The organism is Microbacterium sp. NPDC078814, assembly GCF_040702645.1.
Lineage (GTDB): Bacteria > Actinomycetota > Actinomycetes > Actinomycetales > Microbacteriaceae > Microbacterium.
In genome coordinates this window covers 35,846-57,176 of sequence record NZ_JBFBLT010000004.1, presented here as the reverse complement: position 1 = coordinate 57,176, position 21,331 = coordinate 35,846, and the positions used below count along the sequence as shown (strand labels likewise).

At 70.8% G+C, this 21,331-nt stretch carries 22 protein-coding genes; 14 read left to right on the top strand and 8 right to left on the bottom strand.

Annotation, left to right across the window (positions count from 1 at the left end; all coding sequences use genetic code 11):
- The first annotated feature begins 184 nt into the window (after window positions 1–184).
- Window positions 185–1,192 carry a TerC/Alx family metal homeostasis membrane protein gene (locus AB0300_RS09075; protein WP_025103305.1) on the top strand — a complete coding sequence of 336 codons (1,008 nt, stop codon included), beginning with the start codon at window positions 185–187 and terminating at the stop codon, window positions 1,190–1,192.
- A gap of 16 nt (window positions 1,193–1,208) precedes the next feature.
- Here the strand turns inward: AB0300_RS09075 and AB0300_RS09070 are convergent, their stop codons facing one another.
- Together AB0300_RS09070 and AB0300_RS09065 are read right to left on the bottom strand one after the other, a co-directional pair.
- Window positions 1,209–2,522, bottom strand: coding sequence for an LLM class flavin-dependent oxidoreductase (locus AB0300_RS09070; protein ID WP_366215880.1), 1,314 nt, complete (start codon window positions 2,520–2,522; stop codon window positions 1,209–1,211).
- Window positions 2,519–3,814 carry a PLP-dependent transferase gene (locus AB0300_RS09065; RefSeq protein WP_366215879.1) on the bottom strand — a complete coding sequence of 432 codons (1,296 nt, stop codon included), beginning with the start codon at window positions 3,812–3,814 and terminating at the stop codon, window positions 2,519–2,521. Before AB0300_RS09065 ends, AB0300_RS09070 begins: the two co-directional genes overlap by 4 nt.
- 188 nt (window positions 3,815–4,002) lie before the next feature.
- Between AB0300_RS09065 and leuC the strand changes: the two genes are divergently transcribed.
- The 6 genes from leuC (at window position 4,003) to AB0300_RS09035 (ending at window position 10,363) form a co-directional block, all read left to right on the top strand.
- A complete protein-coding gene (gene leuC, locus AB0300_RS09060; RefSeq protein WP_025103308.1) occupies window positions 4,003–5,439 on the top strand; it encodes a 3-isopropylmalate dehydratase large subunit in 1,437 nt (478 codons plus the stop codon).
- A gap of 2 nt (window positions 5,440–5,441) precedes the next feature.
- Window positions 5,442–6,062 (top strand): 3-isopropylmalate dehydratase small subunit, encoded by a 621-nt coding sequence (gene leuD / locus AB0300_RS09055; RefSeq protein WP_025103309.1) that lies wholly within the window; start codon window positions 5,442–5,444, stop codon window positions 6,060–6,062.
- Between the two features lie 61 nt (window positions 6,063–6,123).
- Window positions 6,124–7,491: a UDP-N-acetylglucosamine 1-carboxyvinyltransferase gene (gene murA, locus AB0300_RS09050; RefSeq protein ID WP_025103310.1), complete on the top strand. Its 1,368-nt coding sequence runs from the start codon at window positions 6,124–6,126 to the stop codon at window positions 7,489–7,491.
- 5 nt (window positions 7,492–7,496) lie between these two features.
- Complete coding sequence (locus AB0300_RS09045) at window positions 7,497–8,252, top strand: lysophospholipid acyltransferase family protein (RefSeq protein WP_029989231.1); 756 nt, start codon at window positions 7,497–7,499, stop codon at window positions 8,250–8,252.
- Window positions 8,242–9,381 (top strand): NAD(P)H-dependent glycerol-3-phosphate dehydrogenase, encoded by a 1,140-nt coding sequence (locus AB0300_RS09040; RefSeq protein WP_060922899.1) that lies wholly within the window; start codon window positions 8,242–8,244, stop codon window positions 9,379–9,381. Before AB0300_RS09045 ends, AB0300_RS09040 begins: the two co-directional genes overlap by 11 nt.
- A complete protein-coding gene (locus AB0300_RS09035; RefSeq protein WP_366215878.1) occupies window positions 9,281–10,363 on the top strand; it encodes a D-alanine--D-alanine ligase family protein in 1,083 nt (360 codons plus the stop codon). The genes AB0300_RS09040 and AB0300_RS09035 overlap by 101 nt, the downstream gene beginning before the upstream one ends.
- A gap of 22 nt (window positions 10,364–10,385) precedes the next feature.
- On the opposite strand, the gene AB0300_RS09030 is transcribed toward AB0300_RS09035, so the two are convergent.
- Window positions 10,386–10,868 carry a DUF3515 domain-containing protein gene (locus AB0300_RS09030; RefSeq protein WP_126892994.1) on the bottom strand — a complete coding sequence of 161 codons (483 nt, stop codon included), beginning with the start codon at window positions 10,866–10,868 and terminating at the stop codon, window positions 10,386–10,388.
- A 23-nt stretch (window positions 10,869–10,891) separates the two neighbouring features.
- On the opposite strand from AB0300_RS09030, the gene thiL reads away from it, so the two are divergent.
- Complete coding sequence (thiL, locus tag AB0300_RS09025; protein ID WP_366215877.1) at window positions 10,892–11,887, top strand: thiamine-phosphate kinase; 996 nt, start codon at window positions 10,892–10,894, stop codon at window positions 11,885–11,887.
- On the opposite strand, the gene rsmD is transcribed toward thiL, so the two are convergent.
- Window positions 11,857–12,471, bottom strand: coding sequence for a 16S rRNA (guanine(966)-N(2))-methyltransferase RsmD (gene rsmD / locus AB0300_RS09020; protein ID WP_366215876.1), 615 nt, complete (start codon window positions 12,469–12,471; stop codon window positions 11,857–11,859). The two genes, thiL and rsmD, sit on opposite strands and share 31 nt — an antisense overlap.
- A gap of 60 nt (window positions 12,472–12,531) precedes the next feature.
- Here rsmD and AB0300_RS09015 point away from each other — a divergent pair, with 60 nt between their 5' ends.
- From AB0300_RS09015 to mutM, 6 genes are all read left to right on the top strand, one after another.
- The gene (locus tag AB0300_RS09015; protein WP_366215875.1) at window positions 12,532–14,706 is read left to right on the top strand and encodes an ATP-dependent DNA helicase RecG; all 2,175 of its coding nucleotides are present in this window, start codon (window positions 12,532–12,534) and stop codon (window positions 14,704–14,706) included.
- A gap of 31 nt (window positions 14,707–14,737) precedes the next feature.
- Window positions 14,738–15,235 carry a pantetheine-phosphate adenylyltransferase gene (gene coaD / locus AB0300_RS09010; RefSeq protein ID WP_025103318.1) on the top strand — a complete coding sequence of 166 codons (498 nt, stop codon included), beginning with the start codon at window positions 14,738–14,740 and terminating at the stop codon, window positions 15,233–15,235.
- A gap of 136 nt (window positions 15,236–15,371) precedes the next feature.
- Entirely contained in the window at window positions 15,372–15,866 is a 495-nt protein-coding gene (locus tag AB0300_RS09005; protein WP_025103319.1) for a DUF177 domain-containing protein, read from the top strand.
- A gap of 2 nt (window positions 15,867–15,868) precedes the next feature.
- Window positions 15,869–16,078 carry a 50S ribosomal protein L32 gene (rpmF, locus tag AB0300_RS09000; protein ID WP_013586329.1) on the top strand — a complete coding sequence of 70 codons (210 nt, stop codon included), beginning with the start codon at window positions 15,869–15,871 and terminating at the stop codon, window positions 16,076–16,078.
- A 10-nt stretch (window positions 16,079–16,088) separates the two neighbouring features.
- Entirely contained in the window at window positions 16,089–16,781 is a 693-nt protein-coding gene (rnc, locus tag AB0300_RS08995; protein WP_366215874.1) for a ribonuclease III, read from the top strand.
- The gene (gene mutM / locus AB0300_RS08990) at window positions 16,774–17,637 is read left to right on the top strand and encodes a bifunctional DNA-formamidopyrimidine glycosylase/DNA-(apurinic or apyrimidinic site) lyase (protein ID WP_025103321.1); all 864 of its coding nucleotides are present in this window, start codon (window positions 16,774–16,776) and stop codon (window positions 17,635–17,637) included. Before rnc ends, mutM begins: the two co-directional genes overlap by 8 nt.
- A 51-nt stretch (window positions 17,638–17,688) precedes the next feature.
- On the opposite strand, the gene AB0300_RS08985 is transcribed toward mutM, so the two are convergent.
- From AB0300_RS08985 to AB0300_RS08970, 4 genes are all read right to left on the bottom strand, one after another.
- Window positions 17,689–19,008, bottom strand: coding sequence for an FtsX-like permease family protein (locus AB0300_RS08985; protein ID WP_025103322.1), 1,320 nt, complete (start codon window positions 19,006–19,008; stop codon window positions 17,689–17,691).
- On the bottom strand, window positions 19,005–19,700 hold the full coding sequence (locus AB0300_RS08980; protein WP_025103323.1) for an ABC transporter ATP-binding protein: 696 nt from the start codon (window positions 19,698–19,700) through the stop codon (window positions 19,005–19,007). The genes AB0300_RS08985 and AB0300_RS08980 overlap by 4 nt, the downstream gene beginning before the upstream one ends.
- A gap of 99 nt (window positions 19,701–19,799) precedes the next feature.
- The gene (locus AB0300_RS08975; protein WP_249521956.1) at window positions 19,800–20,879 is read right to left on the bottom strand and encodes a GNAT family N-acetyltransferase; all 1,080 of its coding nucleotides are present in this window, start codon (window positions 20,877–20,879) and stop codon (window positions 19,800–19,802) included.
- 109 nt (window positions 20,880–20,988) lie between these two features.
- Window positions 20,989–21,273, bottom strand: coding sequence for a hypothetical protein (locus tag AB0300_RS08970; RefSeq protein ID WP_025103325.1), 285 nt, complete (start codon window positions 21,271–21,273; stop codon window positions 20,989–20,991).
- Window positions 21,274–21,331: the final 58 nt, after the last annotated feature.

Genomic DNA, 21,331 nt, shown 5'->3' with positions numbered 1-21,331 from the left:
GTCGACTTCCTCGTCCCGATGACCCCCACCTCCGGTAGCATGGCCCGGGCGAGAGGGAGTATCCCGAATCCGCGCGTAACGTCATCACGAGCACCGACATCGCTGCTCCGGGCGCGCGCCGCACATCTGCGGGGGAGAGACTTTCGACTCATTCCCGACCCCTCGCGAAAGGTGCACAGCGCCCGTGGACATCCCCGTCTGGTTCGAGATCACCTCGATGGTCGTCCTCACGATCATCCTGATCGGCGACCTGCTCCTCATCCGGCTGCGCCCGCACATCCCCTCCACCAAGGAGTCGACCCTCTGGGTCGTGTTCTATGTGGGTCTCGCCCTGCTCTTCGCGGTGCTGCTGGGGACCGTGGGCGGATGGCGGAACGCCGGGGACTTCATCACCGGGTGGGCGCTGGAGTACAGCCTCTCCGTCGACAACCTCTTCGTCTTCGTGCTGATCATGGCGCAGTTCGCGGTGCCGCGACGTCTGCAGCAGCAGGTGCTGATGGTCGGGATCATCATCGCGCTGGTCCTGCGCGGGCTGTTCATCCTCGTCGGCGTGACGATCATCGAGAACTTCTCGCCGATCTTCTACCTGTTCGGCGCCTTCCTCGTCTACACCGCCATCCGGCAGGCGATGCCGGAAGGCGAGCACGAGGACGACGTCAAGCGCGAGAACTTCATCGTCCGGCTGCTCCGCCGCCGGATCGACATCAGCGAGACCTACGACGGCTCGAAGATCCGCACGACCGTCGACGGGAAGCGGATGTGGACGCCGATGATCATCGTGTTCATCACGATCGGCGTCACCGACCTCATCTTCGCGATCGACTCGATCCCCGCGATCTTCGAGATCACGACCAACGGCTTCCTCGTCTTCGCCGCCAACATCTTCGCTCTCATGGGGCTGCGCCAGCTCTACTTCCTCCTCGGCGACCTCCTGGACCGCCTCCGCTACCTGCACTACGGCATCGCCGTGATCCTCGGGTTCATCGGCATCAAGCTGATCCTGCACGCGCTGCACGTCAACGAGCTCCCGTTCATCAACGGCGGCGAGCACGTGGAATGGGTGCCGGACATCGACAACATGGTGTCGCTCGCCGTGATCCTCGTGTCGATGACGGTCGCGACGATCGCGAGCCTGATCGCCTCGTCCCGGGAGAAGCGCGCCGAGAAGCGCACCATCCCGGTCGGCGACTGAGTCCGCGCGGAGCGGGTCAGAACGCCTGCAGATTCGCCTGCAGACCGCCGTCCGCGTAGTCGCGGCGGAGGATCCCGCGGCGGCGGAGGATCGGCACCAGCTCGTCGAGGGTGCGGTGCAGGGTCACGGGATGGAAGTCGCCCCAGAGGAGCACGCCGTCGTTGCCCCACTCCCCGAGTTCCTCGACGAGATCGGCGAACTCCTCCGCGGTGCCCACGAACCCGCTGCGGTCGCGCAGCCGGCCGGTGCGGGCGAGTGCGGTGAGGTGCGCGCGGAGCGGGGCGTCCTCGCCCCGATCGCCGATCAGGCGCTGGATGCTCCCGCGGGAGACGTGCGCTCCGAAGATCGACGTGTCGAGGGGGCGGTCCAGATCGAGGGTCGTGAGATCGGTCTCCAGATCACTCGACTGCTTCCGGGCGATCTGCGCGAGTGCGGCGTCGTCCGGGTGTGCGGAGGCGGCCACGATCCGGTCGGCCTCCTCGGCGGACGCCGTGATCACGGGCTGGATCGCGAAGAGGATCTTGACGTCCTCGGCCCGGCGTCCGCGGGCGAGAGCCGCGTCGTGCACCCGCTGCCGGTACTCCCGCACCGACTTCTCGTGCAGGGGAGCGAGCGCCAGCTGGACGTCGGAGTTCGCTCCCGCGAACGCCAGGCCGCGTCCGGAGCCGCCGGGGGAGACGATGGCCGGCTCGCCGTCCGTGAAGGGCAGGGCGTTCAGAGGGCCGTCGAAGTCGTAGTGGGCGCCGCGGTGCTGCACCGGACGCATGCGCGTGCCGTCCGCGTAGACCCCTGAGACGGGATCGGCGACCAGCGCACCGTCGTCCCAGCTCCGCCAGAGCGCGCGGATGCCGGCGAGCCATTCCTCGGCACGGTCGTACGCCTCGTCATGGCCGAGTTGCGGGGCCGCCGAGAAGTGCCGGGCGCTGCCGGTGTCGGTGACCACGTTGAGGCCGAGCCGGTGCCCGCTCAGGTGCTGCAGGGTCGCGAACTGCCGGGCCGAGGTGTAGGGCAGCGAGGCCGCGGGGTTCACGGTGGGCACCACCCCGAGATGACGGGTCGCCTGGAAGAGGTACGGTGCGAGCAGCAGGGGATCGTGCTTCGGGCCGCCGAACGCATGACGCACGCGCAGGTCGATCGTGTCCGCCGAGCCGAGCGAGGGGCTGTCCTCGATGATCACGAGGTCGAAACCGGCCTGCTCCAGGGTGCGGGCGGCTTCCTGGTAGACCTCCGGTCGCGTCCAGTCGTAGTCCCAGTCCAGGGACGGATATCCCCACCCCTGAGGACCGAAGCCTCGGGCGAGGAACCACCCGAAGTGCTGCAGGCGGCTCATGCCACCGTCTCCCTGACGCTCTCGAGCACCCGCGCGAGGTCGCCGATCAGGTCGTCGACATCCTCGATGCCGATCGACAGCCGCAGCGTGCCGGGGCCGACGCCGAGGATCCGACGCTCCTCGTCGGTGCGCTGCGCGTGGCTGGTCGTGCCGGGGTGCAGCACGAGCGACCGCACGTCGCCGATGTGCGTCATGTGGGTGAACACGGACACCTCCTCCACGAAGCGACGGGCCGCGGGGAGACCGCCGCGCAGCGTGAAGGTGAAGATGGAGCCGAATCCGCCGTCGAGGTAGCGCAGCGCGGTCTCGTGGTGAGGATGCGAGGGCAGGCCGACGTAGTCCACGCTCTCCACGGCGTCGTGTGCGGCGAGCCAGCGTGCGACGGCGAGGGCGTTCTGCGACTGGCGCTCCACGCGCAGGCTGAGCGTCTCGGTGCCCTGGCCGATGAGGAACGCATTGAGGGGCGAGGGCGAGGCACCGAACCGCGGAGCCACCGACTCCCTGGCGTACCCGATGCGTGCGCGGCCGCCGTGCCGGGCGAAGACGCTGGGTGCGCCGCCCCGCCCCGGCAGCACGAGGTGCGGGGCGTTGTGCCCGGCGCGCTCCGCATCGAACCGGCCGTCGTCGATCACGACGCCGCCGAGCACCGCGCCCTGCCCCGCGAGGAACTTCGACGCGGAGTGCACCACGATCGCCGCGCCGTGCTCCAGCGGTCGGAGGAGGGCGGGCGTGGCCAGGGTGTTGTCGACGATCAGGGGGACGGCGATCTCGTCAGCCACGGCGCTCACCGCCGCCACGTCGAGCACGTCGTTGCGGGCGTTGGCGAGCGACTCCGCGAACAGCGCCCTGGTCGTCGGGCGTACGGCCTCCCGCCAGGCATCCGGGTCGGCGATGTCGTTCACGAACGTCGTCTCGATGCCGAGTCGGGCGAGGTTGTCCAGGAACAGCCCGCGGGTGCCCTCGTAGATGTGGGTCGAGGAGACGATGTGGTCGCCCGCCCCCACGACCGAGAGCAGAGCGGTGGTCACCGCGGCCTGTCCGCTGGCCACGAGCACGGCGTCGGCACCGGACTCCAGGCTCGCGAGCTGCCGCTCCACCGCGTGCACCGTGGGGTTGCCGGTGCGGGTGTACCCGAATCCGGTGCCGGTGCCGAAGTGGTCGGCGGCGTGATCGAAGTCGTCGAACTCGAACCCGGCCGTCAGGTAGATCGGCGTCACACGGGAGGCGGCAGCGGCTCGGCCTCTCGCGGCGTGGACGGCGCGGGTGGCGAAGCGGGCGGTCTCGACGGTCATGCGGGGGCCTCTCGGTCGATCGGGTGAGCAACAGAGTGTCACGGCGTGTCTCGGCGTGTCCGAGCGGTGGTAACCTGACGTCATGCGGACCGTGCTCCTTCTTAGCGGCCGCGGCGAGACCTCGATCTGAGCCCCTCCTCGTCGCGGAGTCCATCGTGGGCCGAACCGCCATCCACAGGAGACACGCCATGACCACCACCGCCGGTGCGGATTCCGCACGCCCCAGGACGCTCGCCGAGAAGGTCTGGGACGACCACCTCGTCGTCAAGGGCGAGGACGGCCAGCCCGACCTCATCTACATCGACCTGCACCTCGTGCACGAGGTCACCAGCCCGCAGGCCTTCGACGGCCTCCGCAGCGAGGGACGGCCGCTCCGCCGGCTCGACCTGACCATCGCCACGGAGGACCACAACACGCCGACGTGGGAGATCGACAAGCCCATCGCCGACCTGACCAGCCGCACGCAGATCGAGACGCTGCGCCGCAACGCCGCCGAGTTCGGCGTGCGTCTGCACTCCCTGGGGGACGCGGAGCAGGGGATCGTCCACGTCGTCGGCCCGCAGCTCGGCCTCACCATGCCCGGGATCACCGTGGTCTGCGGCGACTCGCACACGTCCACGCACGGCGCGTTCGGCGCGATGGCGTTCGGCATCGGCACCAGCGAGGTCGAGCACGTCATGGCGACCCAGACGCTGCCGCTGAAGCCGTTCAAGACGATGGCCATCAACGTCGAGGGCACGCTGCGTCCCGGCGTCACGGCGAAGGACATCATCCTCGCCGTGATCGCCAAGATCGGCACCGGCGGCGGTCAGGGCTACGTGCTCGAGTACCGCGGTAGCGCGATCCGCGCGCTCTCCATGGAGGGCCGCATGACGATCTGCAACATGTCGATCGAGGCGGGCGCCCGCGCCGGCATGGTGGCTCCGGACGAGACGACGTTCGCCTACCTCGAGGGGCGTCCGCACGCGCCGAAGGGCCAGGACTGGGACGACGCGGTCGCCTACTGGCGCACGCTGCCGACCGACGAGGGCGCTACCTTCGATGCCGAGGTCTTCATCGACGCCGACGAGCTGGAGCCGTTCGTGACGTGGGGGACGAACCCCGGCCAGGGCAGCTCGCTCTCCGCCTCGGTGCCGAACCCGGCGGAGATCGCCGACCCGAACGAGCGGGCCGCCGCCGAGCGGGCGCTGGAGTACATGGACCTGACGCCGGGCACGCCCCTGAAGGAGGTGCCGGTCGACGCGGTGTTCATGGGCTCGTGCACGAACAGCCGCATCGAGGACCTCCGGGCCTTCGCCTCCATCATCCAGGGCAAGAAGAAGGCCGACGGCGTCCGGGTGATGGTCGTTCCCGGCTCCGCCCGCGTGCGACTGGAGGCCGAGGCCGAGGGCCTGGACCAGGTCATCAAGGACTTCGGAGCGGAGTGGCGCTTCGCAGGATGCTCGATGTGCCTGGGCATGAACCCCGATCAGCTCGCCCCGGGGGAGCGCTGCGCCTCCACCTCGAACCGCAACTTCGAAGGGCGCCAGGGCAAGGGCGGCCGCACGCACCTCGTGTCGCCGCTCGTCGCGGCGGCGACCGCCATCCGCGGCACCCTGTCCAGCCCGAGCGATCTAGAGGCCTGACCATGGAGAAGTTCACCACCCACACGGGCATCGCCGCGCCGCTGAAGCGGTCGAACGTCGACACCGACCAGATCATCCCCGCGGTGTTCCTCAAGCGCGTCACCAAGACGGGCTTCGAGGACGCGCTGTTCCACGGCTGGCGGCAGGACCCGGAGTTCGTGCTCAACCAGGCGCCGTATCAGGGGGCGTCCGTCCTCGTCGCCGGGCCCGACTTCGGCACCGGTTCCAGCCGTGAGCACGCCGTCTGGGCGCTTCGCGACTTCGGCTTCAAGGTCGTGCTGAGCCCGCGGTTCGCCGACATCTTCCGCGGCAACGCGGGCAAGCAGGGCCTCCTCGCGGCGACCATCTCCGAGGCGGATCTGGAGCGGTTCTGGGCGATCATGGACGCCGATCCCGGCGCGCGCATGACGGTCGACCTCGAGGCGCGCACCGCCGCCATCGGCGACCCCACCGGAGGCGCGGAGGCCCGCTTCCAGGCCGACATCGGGATCGACGATTACACTAGATGGCGGCTCCTCGAAGGGCTCGATGACATCGGGCTCACGCTGCGCAACGAAGACAAGATCGCGCAGTTCGAGGCCCGTCGCGAGTCGTGGCGGCCGCGGACCCTCCCCGTCCAGTGAGACGGAGGGGGCGGGGGAGCCAGGGGTAACCCCGCCCCCGATGAATGAAGTGAGGCCCCGAATGACGACACCCGTGCGCGACGCTCTCTCCGACGACGTCCCCGCGCTGACCGGAGACGTCCTCGCCATTCGCGGAGGTCGTCCGCTGCGCGGACGGGTCGACGTGAAGGGGGCGAAGAACCTCGCCACCAAGGCGATGGTCGCGTCCCTGCTCGGGGAGACCACGAGCGTCCTGCGCGACGTGCCGGCCATCAGCGACGTCGCCGTGGTGCGCTCGCTGCTCGAGGTGCACGGCGTCCGCGTGTCGGAGGGCGACGAGCCCGGCTCCCTGGTCTTCGACCCCAGCGATGTCGAGTCGGCCCACTTCGAGGAGATCGACGCCCACGCGGGCGCCTCCCGGATCCCGATCCTGTTCTGCGGCCCGCTGCTGCACCGCCTCGGCCAGGCCTTCATCCCCGACCTCGGCGGGTGCCGCATCGGGGACCGTCCGATCGACTTCCACCTGGACGCGCTGCGCAAGTTCGGCGCGATCGTCGAGAAGCTCCCGAGCGGCATCCGCCTCTCCACGGGAGGAACCCGTCTGCACGGGGCGAACATCCACCTCCCGTACCCGAGCGTCGGCGCGACCGAGCAGGTGCTGCTGACCGCCGTCCGCGCCGAGGGCGTCACGGAGCTGCGCAACGCGGCGATCGAGCCCGAGATCATGGACCTGATCGCCGTCCTGCAGAAGATGGGCGCGATCATCTCCTACGAGCCGAACCGCGTCATCCTCATCGAGGGCGTCGAGAAGCTCCGTGGCTACGACCACCGGTCGATCTTCGACCGCAACGAGGCGGCCTCGTGGGCCTCGGCCGCCCTGGCCACGGACGGCGAGATCTTCGTCGGCGGTGCCAAGCAGCAGGAGATGCTCACCTTCCTCAACGTCTTCCGCAAGGCGGGCGGCTGGTTCGACATCCAGGAGGACGGCATCCTCTTCCGCCGCGACGGCGACATCAAGCCGGTCGTGATCGAGACCGACGTGCACCCGGGCTTCATGACCGACTGGCAGCAGCCGCTCGTGGTCGCCCTCACCCAGGCGCACGGCCGCTCGGTCGTGCACGAGACCGTGTACGAGAACCGGATGGGCTTCACCGAGGCACTGGTCAAAATGGGGGCCGACATCGTCGTGCATCCGCGCGGCCTGCAGGACGGCCCGCGGCGCGTCCCGCGTCGTGACCTGGAGCAGGCTGCCGTCATCACCGGTCCCACGCCCCTGCACGGCGCCGACATCGTGGTGCCCGACCTGCGCGGCGGCTACAGCCACGTGATCGCGGCGCTGACGGCCACCGGCGAGTCGAAGGTGTCGGGCGTCGACATCCTGAGTCGCGGATACGAGAAGTTCCTCGCCAAGCTCGACGCGCTCGGCGCCGACTTCGACGTCCTCCGGTGAGCCCGATGGCTTCCCGGTCGCCGGAGAAGACACGGCCGAGCGTGTTCTGGCCGCTCGCGGCGATCGTCGTCCCGCTGGTGTCGCTGATCGCGAAGGTTCGCATCATCGGGGCGGAGAAGCTCCCGCGAGAGGGTGCTTTCGTCCTCGCGCCGAACCACTACTCGGAGTTCGATCCGCTGATCGTCGCCTTGGCGGTCTGGCGGATCGGGCGCGCTCCGCGGTTCATGGCCAAGGAGAGCCTCTTCCGCGTGCCCGTGCTCGGGTGGTTCCTGCGCAAGACGGGGATGATCCCGGTCGCACGCACCTCGTCGGCGTCGTCCGCGAAGCAGACGATGGCCCAGTCGGCAGCTCTCGTGGAGCACGGCCGCGGCGTGATCGTGTACCCGGAGGGCACGCTCACCCGTGACCCCGACATGTGGCCGATGCGCGGCAAGTCGGGGGCGGTGCGGCTCGCCCTCGCCGACGGCATCCCGCTGATCCCGATGGCTCAGTGGGGGACCCAGGCGATCATGGGGCGCTACCAGAAGGGGCTCAGCCTCTGGCCGCTCCGGAAGCCCGTCACCGTCATCGTCGGCGACCCCGTCGACGTCTCCGATCTCCGCGGCCGCGCGGGTGAGCCGGCGGCGCTGACGGAGGCCACCAACCGACTCATGAACGCGATCACCGCGCTGCTGGAGCAGGTGCGCGGCGAGAAGGCCCCCGCGGAGCGCTGGAACCCGGCGAGCCACGGCCAGAAGGAGACCGGACGCCTTGACCCCTAAGAGAACCGCGCCGGCCGGACCCCGCGTCGCCGTGATCGGCGCCGGCAGCTGGGGAACGACGTTCGGCAAGATCCTCGCCGACGGCGGCGCCCACGTGACGATGTGGGCGCGCCGGGCCGAGCTCGCGCATGAGATCGACGAGGCGAAGCGCAACTCGCGTTACCTGCCGGGCATCAACCTGCCCCGCACGATGGCGGCCACGCACGAGCTGGCGACCGCGCTCGACGGCGTCGACCAGGTGTACCTGTCCGTGCCGAGCCAGTCGCTGCGGGAGAACCTCAAGGCACTGCGCCCGCTGATCGCTTCGGGCGACGCCAAGATCGTCAGCCTCATGAAGGGCGTCGAGCGGGGCACCGGCCTGCGCATGAGCCAGGTCATCCAGCAGGAGCTGCAGTGCGATCCCGACCGGATCGCCGTGGCCTCCGGACCGAATCTCGCCCTGGAGATCGCGCGGGAGCAGCCGACCGCAGCCGTGATCTCGTCGCGCAGCCAGGAGACCGCGGACGTCGTGGCTCGGGCCGCGCGCAACTCCTACTTCCGGACGTTCGTGAACACGGACGTCATCGGCACGGAGTTCGGCGGAGTGCTCAAGAACCTCATCGCCGTCGCCATCGGCATCGTCGACGGCGTCGGGTACGGCGAGAACACCAAGGCGTCCATCATCACCCGCGGCCTCGTCGAGATGACCGACTTCGCGGTCGCGAACGGCGCCCAGCCGGAGACCCTGCAGGGACTGGCCGGTCTCGGCGACCTCATCGCGACCTGCCAGTCGCCCCTGAGCCGCAACAACACCGCCGGGCGGCTGCTCGGGCAGGGCTACAGCTTCCAGGACGTCGTGAAGCAGATGCAGCAGACGGCCGAGGGGCTCGCCTCGGTCGCGCCGGTGCTGCAGCTCGCCCGCGAAGCCGATGTGCACATGCCGATCGTCGAGCAGGTGAAGATGGTGCTCGACGGCAAGATGGATCCCCGGGACATCGCCCCGCATCTCACGACGGACGACGACACCCCGCAGGGGGAGAGGACCAACCATGGACAAGCAGACGGTGGTGGTGCTCTTCGGAGGGCGCTCCAGCGAGCATTCGATCAGTTCCGCAACGGCGGGGGGAGTGCTGGGCGCGATCGATCGTGACCGGTATGCCGTGATCCCTGTGGGGATCACCCGCGAGGGTGCCTTCGTCCTCGAGGACGACGACCCGGCGAAGTTCCCGCTCGACGCCGCGCATCTCCCGGAGGTCGTCGACAACGGCACCCGGGTGCTCTGGCCGGAACCCGGGGGCGACCGCACCCTGCGGGTCGTGCATCCGGGCGGCGAGACCGAGGGACTCGGCGAGATCGACGTCGTGCTGCCGATCCTGCACGGACCGCACGGCGAGGACGGCACGATCCAGGGCTACTTCGACACGCTCGAGGTGCCCTACGCCGGGGGCGGCGTGCTCGACTCGGCGCTGTGCATGGACAAGCACTTCATGAAGATCGCCCTGCAGGCCGCCGGGATCGCGGTGGCGCCGGGTGTGACCGTGCGCCGTCGTGAGTGGGATGCGGATCCCGATGCCCTCCGCGCCCGCGCCGCCGACTTCGGCCTGCCCGTCTTCGTCAAGCCCGCTCGCGCCGGGTCGAGCGTCGGCGTCTCGAAGGTGTCGGCGCCGGAGGAACTCGACGCCGCCCTCACCATCGCGTTCGCCGAGGACGACAAGGTGCTCATCGAGGCCGGTGTCACCGGCCGGGAGATCGAGGTGGCCGTCCTCGAGACGGCCGACGGCGTCCGCGCCTCCCTCCCCGGCGAGATCGTGCTGACCGACCGCGGCTTCTACGACTTCGAGGGGAAGTACCTCGGCGGCGACGGTGTCGACGTGGTGTGCCCGGCGGAGCTGACCGAGGCGGAGGTGGCCGCCGTCCAGGAGGCCGGCGTCCGGGCCTTCCAGGCGGTCGACGGTCGCGGCCTCGCCCGGGTGGACATGTTCCTCACCCCGACCGGCGAGCTCGTCGTGAACGAGCTCAACACGATGCCCGGATTCACGCCCATCTCGATGTTCCCGAAGTGCTGGGTGGCGTCGGGACTGAGCTACGGCGACCTCATCACCGAACTGGTCGAGGCGGGCCTGCGCCGCTGACGGCGTGGTTCCCCGCGCGTGCTCAGCCCGCGGGGAACTCCACCCGGTCCGTGCACTGCGCGGTGGCCGGCGCCAGCCCCGACTGGATGTTCGACGACAGGCTGTCGACGATCGACTGGAAGTCGACCTGCTCGCCGCGGCGGATGATCACCTCGATGGCCGGTTCGCGACCGTAGGTGACGAGGCGCTGGCGCTCCTCCTCCTGCTCCAGGACGAGCCAATCGACGCCGCCGAGGGTGGTGCAGACGAGATCGGACGGCGCGGGCGGCTCCACGCCGCATCGCAGGACGACCGTGGGGTCTCCCCAGGCGCCCGTGGCCTGCGCGTCGGTCCACACGCGCTCGTACCCGCCGACGGTGTCCGGCAGGAGCACGGAGACGTTCGCGCAGGCCGGGTCATTCGCGTCCGCGGCTGGCTCGAGGTGCACGGTGGTGGAGCATCCGGCGAGTCCGGCGGCGAGGGCGATCGCCCCCGCGACGGCAGCGAGGCGGCGGGAACGAAGCATGTATCCAGGCTACCTTTGACGACATGCCCTCCCGACCCGACTCCGACGATCCGCGCCTGGGAGATCTCTCGGAGGGTCGCATCCTCCGCTCCATCCTCCAGCGCACCGCACCGGGCGCGCACACGCTCCTCGGTCCCGGGGACGATGCCGCCGTGGTCGCCGCCCCCTCCGCATCGGTCGTCGCGACGACGGACACGCTCGTGCACGGGCCCGACTTCCGGCTCGCCTGGACGAGCGGGTACGACCTCGGCTGGAAGGCGGCGGCGGTCAACCTCGCCGACATCGCCGCGATGGGCGCACGCCCGACCGCGCTGCTCGTGGCCCTGGCGGTGCCGCGCGACCTCCGGCTGTCCTTCGTGGAGCGCCTGGCCGACGGCTTCCGCGAGGCCTGCGCGGCGCTCGCCCCCGGGTGCGCGGTGGTCGGCGGGGACCTCACGGTGTCCGAGGTGCTCACGGTCGCTGTGACGGCTCTGGGCGACCTCGAAGGCCGCCCCCCGGTGACCAGGGCGGGGGCACGACCGGGCGATGTCGTCGCCGTCGCCGGAGAACTGGGTCACGCCGCACACGGGCTGGCCGTGCTGTTCGGACGCTTCCGAGACGGCGAGACGCCGGTCCCGGTCGATCCCGCGGCTCTCGCACCCGGGGAGAGCGCTGCGGTCGCCGCGCAGCTGCGGCCGTCGCCGCCCATCGGCCTCGGCGTCGTCGCGGCCGCGGCCGGCGCGACCGCGATGATGGACGTCTCGGACGGCCTCGCCCTCGACGCGCGGCGCCTCGCGGAGGCCTCCGGCGTCACCCTCGCGCTGGACGGCGCCGCGCTCGGCGCGAGTCCGCAGCGGGCGCTCGCGGGCGGCGAGGACCATGCGCTGCTCGCGACGTTCCCCGACGGCGTGCTGCCGCCGGGCTTCCGTGCGATCGGCGTCGTACGTCCGCGCGGCGAGGAGGACCTGCTCTGCGACGACGGTCCCGTGGACGTCAGCGGCTGGGATCCCTACCGGGACTGGGACTCCGTCTCGGGCTGAACGTCCGCCGACGCGGTGTCCTGCGGGCCGGGCTCCGCCCACCACAGGGTCGTGTCGCCGTAGGTCTTCTCCCGGAACACCCGGAGCCCGGCGGCTGCGAAGTCGGGGGCGGCGGAGCGGCGGGCGCGTTCGACGACCACCACGGCATCGTCGCTGAGCAGCGGAGCGAGGGCGGCGAGGTCGCCGTCCATCGCCTCATCGTCGATGTCGTACGGCGGATCCGTGAACACGAGGTCGTAGGGCCCGGACGCGCGGCCGAGGAACGCTCGGACCGTCGCCTCCTGCACCCGTGCGGTCGCGGTACCGGAGGCCTTCGCGACGGCCGCGGCGTTGCGCCGCACGACGGCGGCGGCCTGCCGGCCCCGCTCGACGAGGTCGGCGCTCCGGGCGCCGCGGCTCAGGGCCTCGAGCCCGAGCGCTCCCGAGCCCGCGTAGAGGTCGAGCACGCGGGCGTCCCCGATCGCGTCGAGCGACTCCAGGGCGCCGAACAGGGATTCGCGCACGCGGTCGCTCGTGGGCCTGGTCCCGGCGCCGGGGACGTCGAGCCGGGTACCGCGTGCCGTTCCGGCGATGATCCTCGTCACCCGTTCACGATACGACAGGCCGCGGACGGTCGTGTCCGTGCGGTTCCCTAGACTCGGAGCATGTCGCTCACGCTCGAATCCTCGCTCGAGGAGGCCCTGGGTGCGGCGTCGGCCAAGACGCTCGACCGCGCCTTCGGCATGAAGACCGTCGGCGACCTGCTCGCGCACTACCCGCGTCGGTACGCCGACCCGGGGGAGCTCACTCCCATCCGCGACCTCCCGATCGGGGAGACCGTCACGATCGTCGCCGAAGTGCTCTCGTCGAGCTTCCGCCGGATGCGCAATCGACCGGGGGCCATGGTCGACGTCGTCATCGGCGACGGCGTCGGTCGCATGTCGCTGACTTTCTTCGCGAAGAACGTCGGCGCGGCGGAGTGGCGCTCCAAGGACTTGGCGGTCGGGCGCCGTGGTGTGTTCTCCGGCAAGGTCGGCGAGTTCAACGGCATGACCCAGTTCGCCCACCCGGAGTACGAGCTGTTCGATGACGAGGACGCGGCGCGCCGGCGGGCGGATGCGAGGGCGGCGGTGCCCATCCCGATCTATCCGGCCACCTCCGCGATCCAGACGTGGCAGATCGCCCGGCTCGTCGGGCGCGTCCTCGACGACCTGTCGTCGGTCCCCGACCCGCTGACCCCGGAGATCCGCACCCGCGAAGAGCTGCTGACGGCGCGGGAGGCCCTGGAGGCGATCCACCGCCCGCGCTCCCGCAACGACATCGATCCCGCGGTGCGCACGCTGCGCATGCACGAGGCGCTCACGCTCCAGACGGCCCTCCTCCAGCAGCGCGACGCGGTGCGCGCCCTGGCCGCCACCTCGCGGCCGGCGGCGCCCGGCGGGCTGCTGGAGCGCTTCGACGCCGCCCTGCCCTACACGCTCACGCCGGATCAGCAGACCGTCGGCGCCCAGATCGCAGACGATCTCGTCGGCTCCTGGCCGATGAACCGGCTCGTGCAGGGCGAGGTCGGTTCGGGGAAGACGCTGGTGGCGCTGCGGGCGATGCTGCAGGTCGCCGAGAGCGGGGGACAGGCGGCCCTGATCGCCCCGACGGAAGTCCTCGCGGCGCAGCATCTGCGTTCGATCACGAAGATGCTCGGCCCGCAGCTCGCCCCGCTGCTGATGCCGACGCTGCTCACCGGGCAGATGCCGGCGGCGGATCGCCGCAAGGCCGCGCTGCGCGTCGCCTCCGGCCAGGCGCTGATCGTGGTCGGCACCCACGCGCTCCTCGGGGAGAAGACCACGTTCGCCGATCTCGGTCTCGTCGTGGTCGACGAGCAGCACCGCTTCGGAGTCGAGCAGCGGGAGGCGCTGCGGGCGAAGGGGTCCAGCCCGCACGCGCTCGTCCTCACCGCGACCCCGATCCCGCGGACGGTCGCGATGACGGTCTTCGGCGACCTCGACACCTCGGTCATCCGCACGATGCCGGCGGGGCGCGCCGGCATCGAGTCGTACGTGGCGCCGTTGGCCGAGCACCCGGGCTGGTTCAACCGGGTGTGGGAGCGGGCGGCGGAGGAGATCGCGCAGGGCCGGCAGGTGTTCGCGGTCTGCGCGGCCATCGACACCGCGGCGAAGACGGCCGAGGCGGGGGAGCAGGCGCTGCTCGCCCCGGAGGGCGGCAAAGGCCCTCGGTGGGGCGTCGTTCAGCTCGACGAGGCGCTGGCCACGCATCCGACCCTCGGCGGTCTGCGACGTGCGGTGCTCCACGGGAAGATGCCCTCGGAGGAGAAGGACGCCGTCATGCAGGCCTTCGCCCGCGGGGAGATCGACCTCCTGCTCGCGACGACCGTGATCGAGGTGGGCGTGGACGTCCCCAACGCGTCGACGATGATCGTGCTGGACGCCGACCGTTTCGGAGTGTCCCAGCTGCACCAGCTCCGCGGTCGGGTGGGACGAGGGGGCGTCCCGGGTCTCTGCCTGCTCGTGACCGAGGCCGAGGCCGGATCGGTGGCCCGCGAACGCGTCGATGCGGTCGCCGCCACCCTCGACGGGTTCGCGCTGGCCGAGGTCGACCTCGAACTCCGCGGCGAAGGCGACGTGCTCGGCGCGGCACAGGCCGGGGTGCGGTCGTCCCTCAAGCTGCTGCGTGTGGTGAAGGACGCCGTTCTCATCACCCGGGCCCGCGAGCTCGCGGAGGACATCCTCGCCGCCGACCCCGAGCTGGCCGCTCACCCCGGGCTCCGGGAGGCCATCGGGCGGCGCGTCACCGACGAGGATCGCGCGGCGCTGGCGAAGAACTGATCGCCGTTCCGGGTGCCCTAGGCTGGATTCCATGAGCAGCCGGATCGCCGTCGTCCCGGGTTCCTTCGATCCGCCGACCCTGGGTCACCTCGACGTGATCCGGCGCGCGGCCGCCCTCTACGACGAGCTGCATGTGCTCGTGGTGCACAACCCGGGCAAGGAGGCGATGCTGCCGATCGCGCAGCGGCTCTCCCTCCTGGAGCGTTCGATCGCCGAGGACGGCATGGCGGGCAACATCGTCATCGGCTCCTGGAGCATGGGACTCCTCGTCGACTATGCGCGCGACGTGAACGCCGGTGTGCTCGTGAAGGGCATCCGCTCGCAGGTCGACGTGGCGTACGAGTCGCCCATGGCGATCGTCAACCGGCACCTCGCCGACATCGAGACCGTCTTCCTGCTGCCCGACCCCGCGCATGCGATGGTCTCGAGCTCGCTGGTGCGTCAGGTCGCCGGTCTCGGGGGCGACGTCTCGCCGTTCGTCCCGCCGGCTGTCGCCTCGTTCCTCGACACCGGCGCGCGCGGTATCTGATCCGCGACCACGGTCCCGTTCCCGGCGGTCTCCCGGCCCTCCTCACCGGTGACCCGGGTAGCATGGCGGGGTGCGTTCCCGACTCAACAGCCCTTTCGTCCTCCCCGTCCGTGACATCGTCCGGCGCCCGGGGGAGATGCGCGAGCACTCCTTCTCGGTGCCCCTGACGGAGCAGTGGGGGGAGGGCATCGTCTCGTTCGAGGCGGGCTCGGAACTCGATCTCGACGTGCGGCTGGAGTCCGTCCACGAGGGCATCCTCGTCACCGGAGAGGCGGAGGGCGAGTACGTCGGCGTGTGCGGTCGATGCCTCACCGACATCGCTCGGCCCGTCGAAGTCGAGTTCCAGGAGCTTTTCGCGTATCCTGGTGAGGAAGAAACTGACTTCGAGGTTCAAGACGACCACGTGGATCTTGAAACTCTCGTCAGGGATGCGGCCGTACTGGCCCTTCCTTTTCAGCCGGTGTGTCAGCCGGATTGCCTCGGGCTCGACCCGGTCACAGGCGAGAGGCTGACCGAGAGCACCGGAACGGAGCAGGCCGCTCCCATCGATCCTCGGTGGAGCGCGCTCCAGCAGATCACAGACCAGGACGGCACGGCAGAACGCGGTGCCGCCGAGAAAGAAGAGAGCTAGTCATGGCTGGTAACCCCCCGAAGCGCAAGGTCTCCCGTTCGAACACCCGCTCGCGCCGTGCGCAGTGGAAGGCCGAGGCCCCCGCGCTCGTCAAGACCATCGAGAACGGCAAGGTCGTCTACAGCCGTCCGCACCAGGCGAAGGTCGTCACCGACTCGCAGGGCACCGAGCTCTTCCTCGAGTACAAGGGCCGCAAGGTCGCCGACGTCTGAGTCGCGAACCGTGACGGAGGTCCCCGGGGGGACGAGGCCTCTCCCAGATAAGCTCCGCGTCGAGATCGACGCGGAGCTTCTGGAGTTGGCCCTCACCCACCGCTCCTACGCGTACGAGCACGGCGGCATCCCGCACAACGAGCGTCTCGAGTTCCTCGGCGACTCGGTGCTGGGTCAGGCCGTGACCGTCATGCTGTTCACGCGGCACCCCGAGCTCGACGAGGGGGAGCTGGCGAAGCGCCGGGCGAGCGTCGTGTCGACGGTCGCGCTGGCGGAGGTCGCTCGCGGCATCGATCTCGGCAGCCACCTGCTGCTCGGGCGCGGTGAGGAGCAGACCGGTGGGCGCGACAAGGACTCGATCCTCGCGGACACCATGGAGGCCGTCATCGGCGCCACCTATCTGTCCGCCGGGCCCGAGGCCGCGACGGCGCTCGTCCTGCGTCTGACCGAGCCGCTGCTCGCCGACCCCGCGCGGTACGGCGCGGCGATGGACCCGAAGACGAGCCTGCAGGAGCTCGCGGCCCGCCTCGGCGCCACGCCTCCGCATTACTCGGTCGAGGCCAGCGGCCCCGACCACGACCGGCGCTTCACGGCGACCGTCGCCGTCGGCGACGTGCGGATGACGGGCGCCGGCAGCAGCAAGAAGACGGCGGAGATGGCCGCGGCCCTCAGCGCCTGGCGTACGCTCAGCGAGCGTGCCTGAGCTCCCCGAGGTCGAGGTCGTCCGCTCCGGCCTCGCCCCTGCCGCGGTCGACGCGGTCATCACAGGCGTCAGCGTCTTCGACGAACGCGCCCTCACCCGGCATACCGCCGGAGCTGCGGACTTCGTCCAGCGTCTGGAGGGTCGCCGCTTCACCGCGGCCGCGCGGAGGGGCAAGTTCCTCTGGCTCCCCGTGGACGATGGCGACTCCGCTCTGATCGCGCATCTGGGCATGAGCGGCCAGATGCTGCTCCGCGCGCCGGACGCGCCGACCGAGCGCCACGAGCGTGTCCGCCTCGGGATCGAGCATCCCCGACACGGCGAGCTCGCGATCGTGTTCGCGGATCAGCGGACGTTCGGCTCCCTCGCCGTCGACGCTCTCATCGCCGACGGCCCCTCCCGCATCCCGACACAGGTCGCGCACATCGCTCGCGACCCGCTCGACCCGTTCTTCGACGACCGGGTCTTCCGGGCCGCTCTCGCCCGGCGGCACAGCGCGATCAAGCGGGTGCTGCTGGACCAGGGCGTGGTGAGCGGCATCGGCAACATCTACGCCGACGAGTCGCTGTGGGCGGCCCGCATCCATCCGGAGACACCGGCCGACGCTCTGCCGACCCGAGCCGTGAATCGCCTGCTCGCGGAAGTGCGGTCGGTCCTGCAGAAGGCTCTCGCCGAGGGCGGCACGAGCTTCGACGCCCAGTACGTCAACGTCAACGGGCAGGCCGGTTACTTCGCGCACTCCCTGAACGCCTACGGGCGCGGAGGGAAGCCCTGCCCGCGCTGCGGCACGCCGATCACCCGTGCCGCTTTCATGAACCGCTCTTCGCACTTCTGCCCGCGCTGCCAACGGAGGCGCTGACCGGGGCCGAGTCGCGCGTGGCGGGCCGGACGGACCCGGCCCGCCACCGTCTCACGCCGGAGCGAAAGCCCGATCCAGCAGCGGGCGGGTCGCCCAGGTGCTCGCCCACACGACACCGATGCCGACGGCGACGACGGTCGCGATCGTCATCAGCGAGAGGGGCGCGACGATCAGCGCGATGCCCACCAGCGGGAACACGAGCACGGCAGCGCACAGCGCGGATCCGACCGCCGTGACCAGCAGTGGCGACATGATCGCGCGACGGCGCGCGCGGTCCACGGTCTCGACGGGCATGCCCAGATGGTGCAGGCTTTCGTGCAGGTCGCTCTTGTCGAGCACGTCCGAGGCCTGATTCACGCCGACGGAGGCGGCCACCATGAGGAACGACCCGATGAGGGTGATGATGAGCCCGGTGCGGATGTCCTCCGCGAGCGCAATGCTGGACGGATCGTCGCTCGCCCCGATCGTGTCGAGGAGCGCGACGCCGGTGCCCGCGAAGACGGCCATGAAGCTCGCCATCGCGATGCCGCCGACCTGACGCCAGGCCGCCTTCGGGGAGTCGAGAACGAGGCGGGCCGCGAGCAACCGCTCCGGGCGCTCCGCCCGCCGGAGCTGGCGCCCCGCCGAGACCTTCAGCACCCACGGACCGAGCAGATTGAGGACGCTCAGCGCGAGGGCGAACATCGCAGCGAGCACGGCGATCGTCGCCACGACCCCGCCGATCATCGGGAACACCTTGATGAGCGCGAACGCGATGGCGATGCCCGCGACCGCGATGACGGCGCGGATCCAGTGCACGTTCGTCGGCGCCGTGCGCGTGCGGACCCCGAGCGGCGAGATCACGACCCGACGCAGCCCCACGACGGCGCTGCCCGCGGCGAGCAGCAGGACGCCGCCCACGACGGCGGCGATCATCACCGGGGAGAGAACGACGGCAGCCAGGCCGAGCGGCTCGCCGCGGAACGGTATCAGACCGATGAGCGGACTCAGGGCCAGGTGACCCCCGATACCGATGACGGCGCCGGCGGCGGCGACGAGGACCGACTCGACCACCGTGGCCGTCGTCACACCACCCGGGGTCACCCCGAGCAGCCGCAGCGTGGATAGCCTTTCGTCGCGGCGCCGCGCGGACAACCGGGCGGCGGCGCCGCCGAGCGAGGTCAGCGGCACGACAAGCAGGACGAGAGCGATGGCGGCGAGGCCCTGATAGAGAACAGCCTCGTCGTCGGTCCAGGTCCAGAAGGCCTGGGCCCCGCCGACGACGGTGAGGACCAGGGTCGTGACCACCGCGAAGGCGACGATCGGCAGCGCGAGGACGCTGCGCTGGCCGGGAGCCGGGCGCAGGAGCAGGCCGAGGACGGAGAGATTCATGCGTTCACCGCCGAGCCGAGGATGCGGCCGTCCCGGACGGCGACGGTGCGCGTGCAGCGTGCGGCGACGTCGGCGTCGTGTGTGACGACGATGAGGGTGCGGCCCTGCCCGGTCGTGGACCAGAGGAGAGCGTCCATGACCTCGGCGGAGGTGTGCGAATCCAGAGCGCCGGTCGGCTCGTCGGCGAAGACGAGGTCCGCACCCGTCGCCTGGGCTCTGGCGATGGCCACGCGCTGCGCCTGTCCTCCGGAGAGCTCGCCGATGCGCCGTTCCTCCATACCGCCGAGACCCAGCGCCGCGAGCCACGACGCCGCGTGGGGGAGGGCATCCTTCTTGGCGACGCCGTTGATCATCGAGGCGAGGGCGACGTTCTCCACCGCCGTCAGCTCGGGGATCAGCAGTCCCTGCTGGAAGACGAACCCGAAGCGCTCGCGACGCAGCCGGGAGCGCGCCGCCTCACCCAGCGCGGTCACGTCGATGGCCGTGCCCGTCGAGGGCTGGAAGACCACGCGGCCGCTGTCCGGTGCGGTGATTCCCGCCAGCACATGCAGGAGTGTCGTCTTCCCCGAGCCCGACGCGCCCATGATGGCGACGGACTCGCCACGGTGCACCGCGAGGTCGACACCGGCGAGGGCGTGGGTGACGCCGTAGGTCTTGACGAGGGCGTGGGCTTCGATCACGGGAGTGTTCATGCTCCCAGCCTCGCCGTGGGGCCGTGCCGGTGTCGTCGGCCCGGCGGATGAAGCTGAGCGGTGGCCGTCATCCGGGAGGATGACGGCCACCGCTCGTCGTCAGATCTTCTTCTGCCACGCCCCTGCGTACGACACGGCCACGAAGCCGATCGCCTCGTTGATGTCGAGCATCGGCCGGTTCTCCTCCGCATTGAAGGTGGAGACCACGGTCGACCCGGGGACGAGCTCCCGCCAGCGCAGGAGGTTGGCGCATTTGACGATCGTGCCGAGGCGGTGACCGCGGTGATCCTTCGCGACCAGCGTCCCGAACTGGTGGGTGGTCCCGGACTTCTCCGCGCCGATCAGCAGCTCGTTGTACGCGACGAGCGTGCCGGTGGGGACGTGCTCCACCGCCACCACGGAGACGGTCTGACCAGCGCCCGTGAGACGCGCATCCCGGCGGATCACCCGCTCCGCGTCGTACACCTCGGCGACGAAATCCATATCGCCACTGGGCGCATCGGTCGACAGCCGGGCGAGGACAGCGGCATACCCGTCGCGGAGCTCCGGCGGGGTGGGCAGCTCCCACTCGACCACGCGGTAGTCCGGCCCCGCGGCCGCGAGGGCCGCATCCAACGCGCGGCGCAGGGGCTCCGGATCGGCGCGCAGATCGAGTTCGCTGTTGCGCTCGACCTGCTCCAGGGTGAAGCCGTGGGCCTCGGCGACATCGCTCAGCGGTGTCGCCGGGATCCGTCCCCAGCCGGTCCGCGGCTGGAGCATGCGATCGGCCTCCTCGGGCCGGTGCAGGGTCCAGATCTGCAGGACGCTCCGGCCGCGCGCCCTGGCCTCGGCCTCGGCGCGGTCGAGCAGCGCGTCCTCGACACCGCGTCCGGCGTGGGCGGCCGGGACGAGGAGATCGAGCTCGGCGGCGCGCGCGTCCTCCTCCTGCGGGAAGGACACCGTCACCATGCCGATGATGTCGTCCCCCTCCCTGGCGACGAATCCGAGGTCCAGCGCATCGGAGTCGTCCTGCCAGTTGGGCAGCATCTGCGCGGCGTCCGGCGCGAGGTCGGGGAGACCGACCTGCTCGTCGCAGATCTGTCGGTTCAGGGCGCCGTACGCGCGGAAGTCCGCGGCGTTCGCATCGTCGAGGGTGGCCGGGACGATCAGCGGCGTGATCGTCAGTGCGGCGGTCGTCATGTCAGGTCCTTCGTGTCGGAGGGAGGAGGAGGTGCCGGGTGTCCCGGCGCCCGTCCGCGGGTAAACGGACGGACGCCGGGTCGGCGTCGATGCGGTCGTCATCGCCCGGTCAGCGCATTCCGCGCTGCATGTCGTACATGAGGAGGGCGTGGGATTCCGCGGCCGAACGGTGACGCTGCTCTCCGACGAGGAACAGGTCTCCGGGATCGACGGTCCACGACCGGCGCGGACGGCGGGGCCGCTGCGCCCGCTGGAACAGCCAGAGGCCGATCCGGAGCGAGAGGCGGTCCGCGATGCCGAGCTCACGGAGCTCGTCGTCGCGGGGGATCTGGAGGACCTCGCGGTCCTCGGTATCGGGCGGATGGGTGGTGCTGCGTGACAGCGTGATGTTCACGATGGTTCCTTCGAAAGGGGTGGATGGGTGCGGAAGCACCACGTCAGGACCGAGTCGT

Bases quoted from the DNA above. Each gene is read 5' to 3' on its own strand.
- AB0300_RS08975 (WP_249521956.1), bottom strand. From the start codon at position 20,879: ATGACGACCGCCGCACTGACGATCACGCCGCTGATCGTCCCGGCCACC.
- AB0300_RS08980 (WP_025103323.1), bottom strand. From the start codon at position 19,700: ATGAACACTCCCGTGATCGAAGCCCACGCCCTCGTCAAGACCTACGGC.
- murA (WP_025103310.1), top strand. From the start codon at position 6,124: ATGACGACACCCGTGCGCGACGCTCTCTCCGACGACGTCCCCGCGCTG.
- rpmF (WP_013586329.1), top strand. From the start codon at position 15,869: ATGGCTGGTAACCCCCCGAAGCGCAAGGTCTCCCGTTCGAACACCCGC.
- thiL (WP_366215877.1), top strand. From the start codon at position 10,892: ATGCCCTCCCGACCCGACTCCGACGATCCGCGCCTGGGAGATCTCTCG.
- AB0300_RS09015 (WP_366215875.1), top strand. From the start codon at position 12,532: ATGTCGCTCACGCTCGAATCCTCGCTCGAGGAGGCCCTGGGTGCGGCG.
- AB0300_RS09065 (WP_366215879.1), bottom strand. From the start codon at position 3,814: ATGACCGTCGAGACCGCCCGCTTCGCCACCCGCGCCGTCCACGCCGCG.
- AB0300_RS09030 (WP_126892994.1), bottom strand. From the start codon at position 10,868: ATGCTTCGTTCCCGCCGCCTCGCTGCCGTCGCGGGGGCGATCGCCCTC.
- leuD (WP_025103309.1), top strand. From the start codon at position 5,442: ATGGAGAAGTTCACCACCCACACGGGCATCGCCGCGCCGCTGAAGCGG.
- AB0300_RS09035 (WP_366215878.1), top strand. From the start codon at position 9,281: ATGGACAAGCAGACGGTGGTGGTGCTCTTCGGAGGGCGCTCCAGCGAG.
- coaD (WP_025103318.1), top strand. From the start codon at position 14,738: ATGAGCAGCCGGATCGCCGTCGTCCCGGGTTCCTTCGATCCGCCGACC.
- AB0300_RS09045 (WP_029989231.1), top strand. From the start codon at position 7,497: ATGGCTTCCCGGTCGCCGGAGAAGACACGGCCGAGCGTGTTCTGGCCG.
- AB0300_RS09005 (WP_025103319.1), top strand. From the start codon at position 15,372: ATGCGCGAGCACTCCTTCTCGGTGCCCCTGACGGAGCAGTGGGGGGAG.
- AB0300_RS08985 (WP_025103322.1), bottom strand. From the start codon at position 19,008: ATGAATCTCTCCGTCCTCGGCCTGCTCCTGCGCCCGGCTCCCGGCCAG.
- AB0300_RS09070 (WP_366215880.1), bottom strand. From the start codon at position 2,522: ATGAGCCGCCTGCAGCACTTCGGGTGGTTCCTCGCCCGAGGCTTCGGT.
- leuC (WP_025103308.1), top strand. From the start codon at position 4,003: ATGACCACCACCGCCGGTGCGGATTCCGCACGCCCCAGGACGCTCGCC.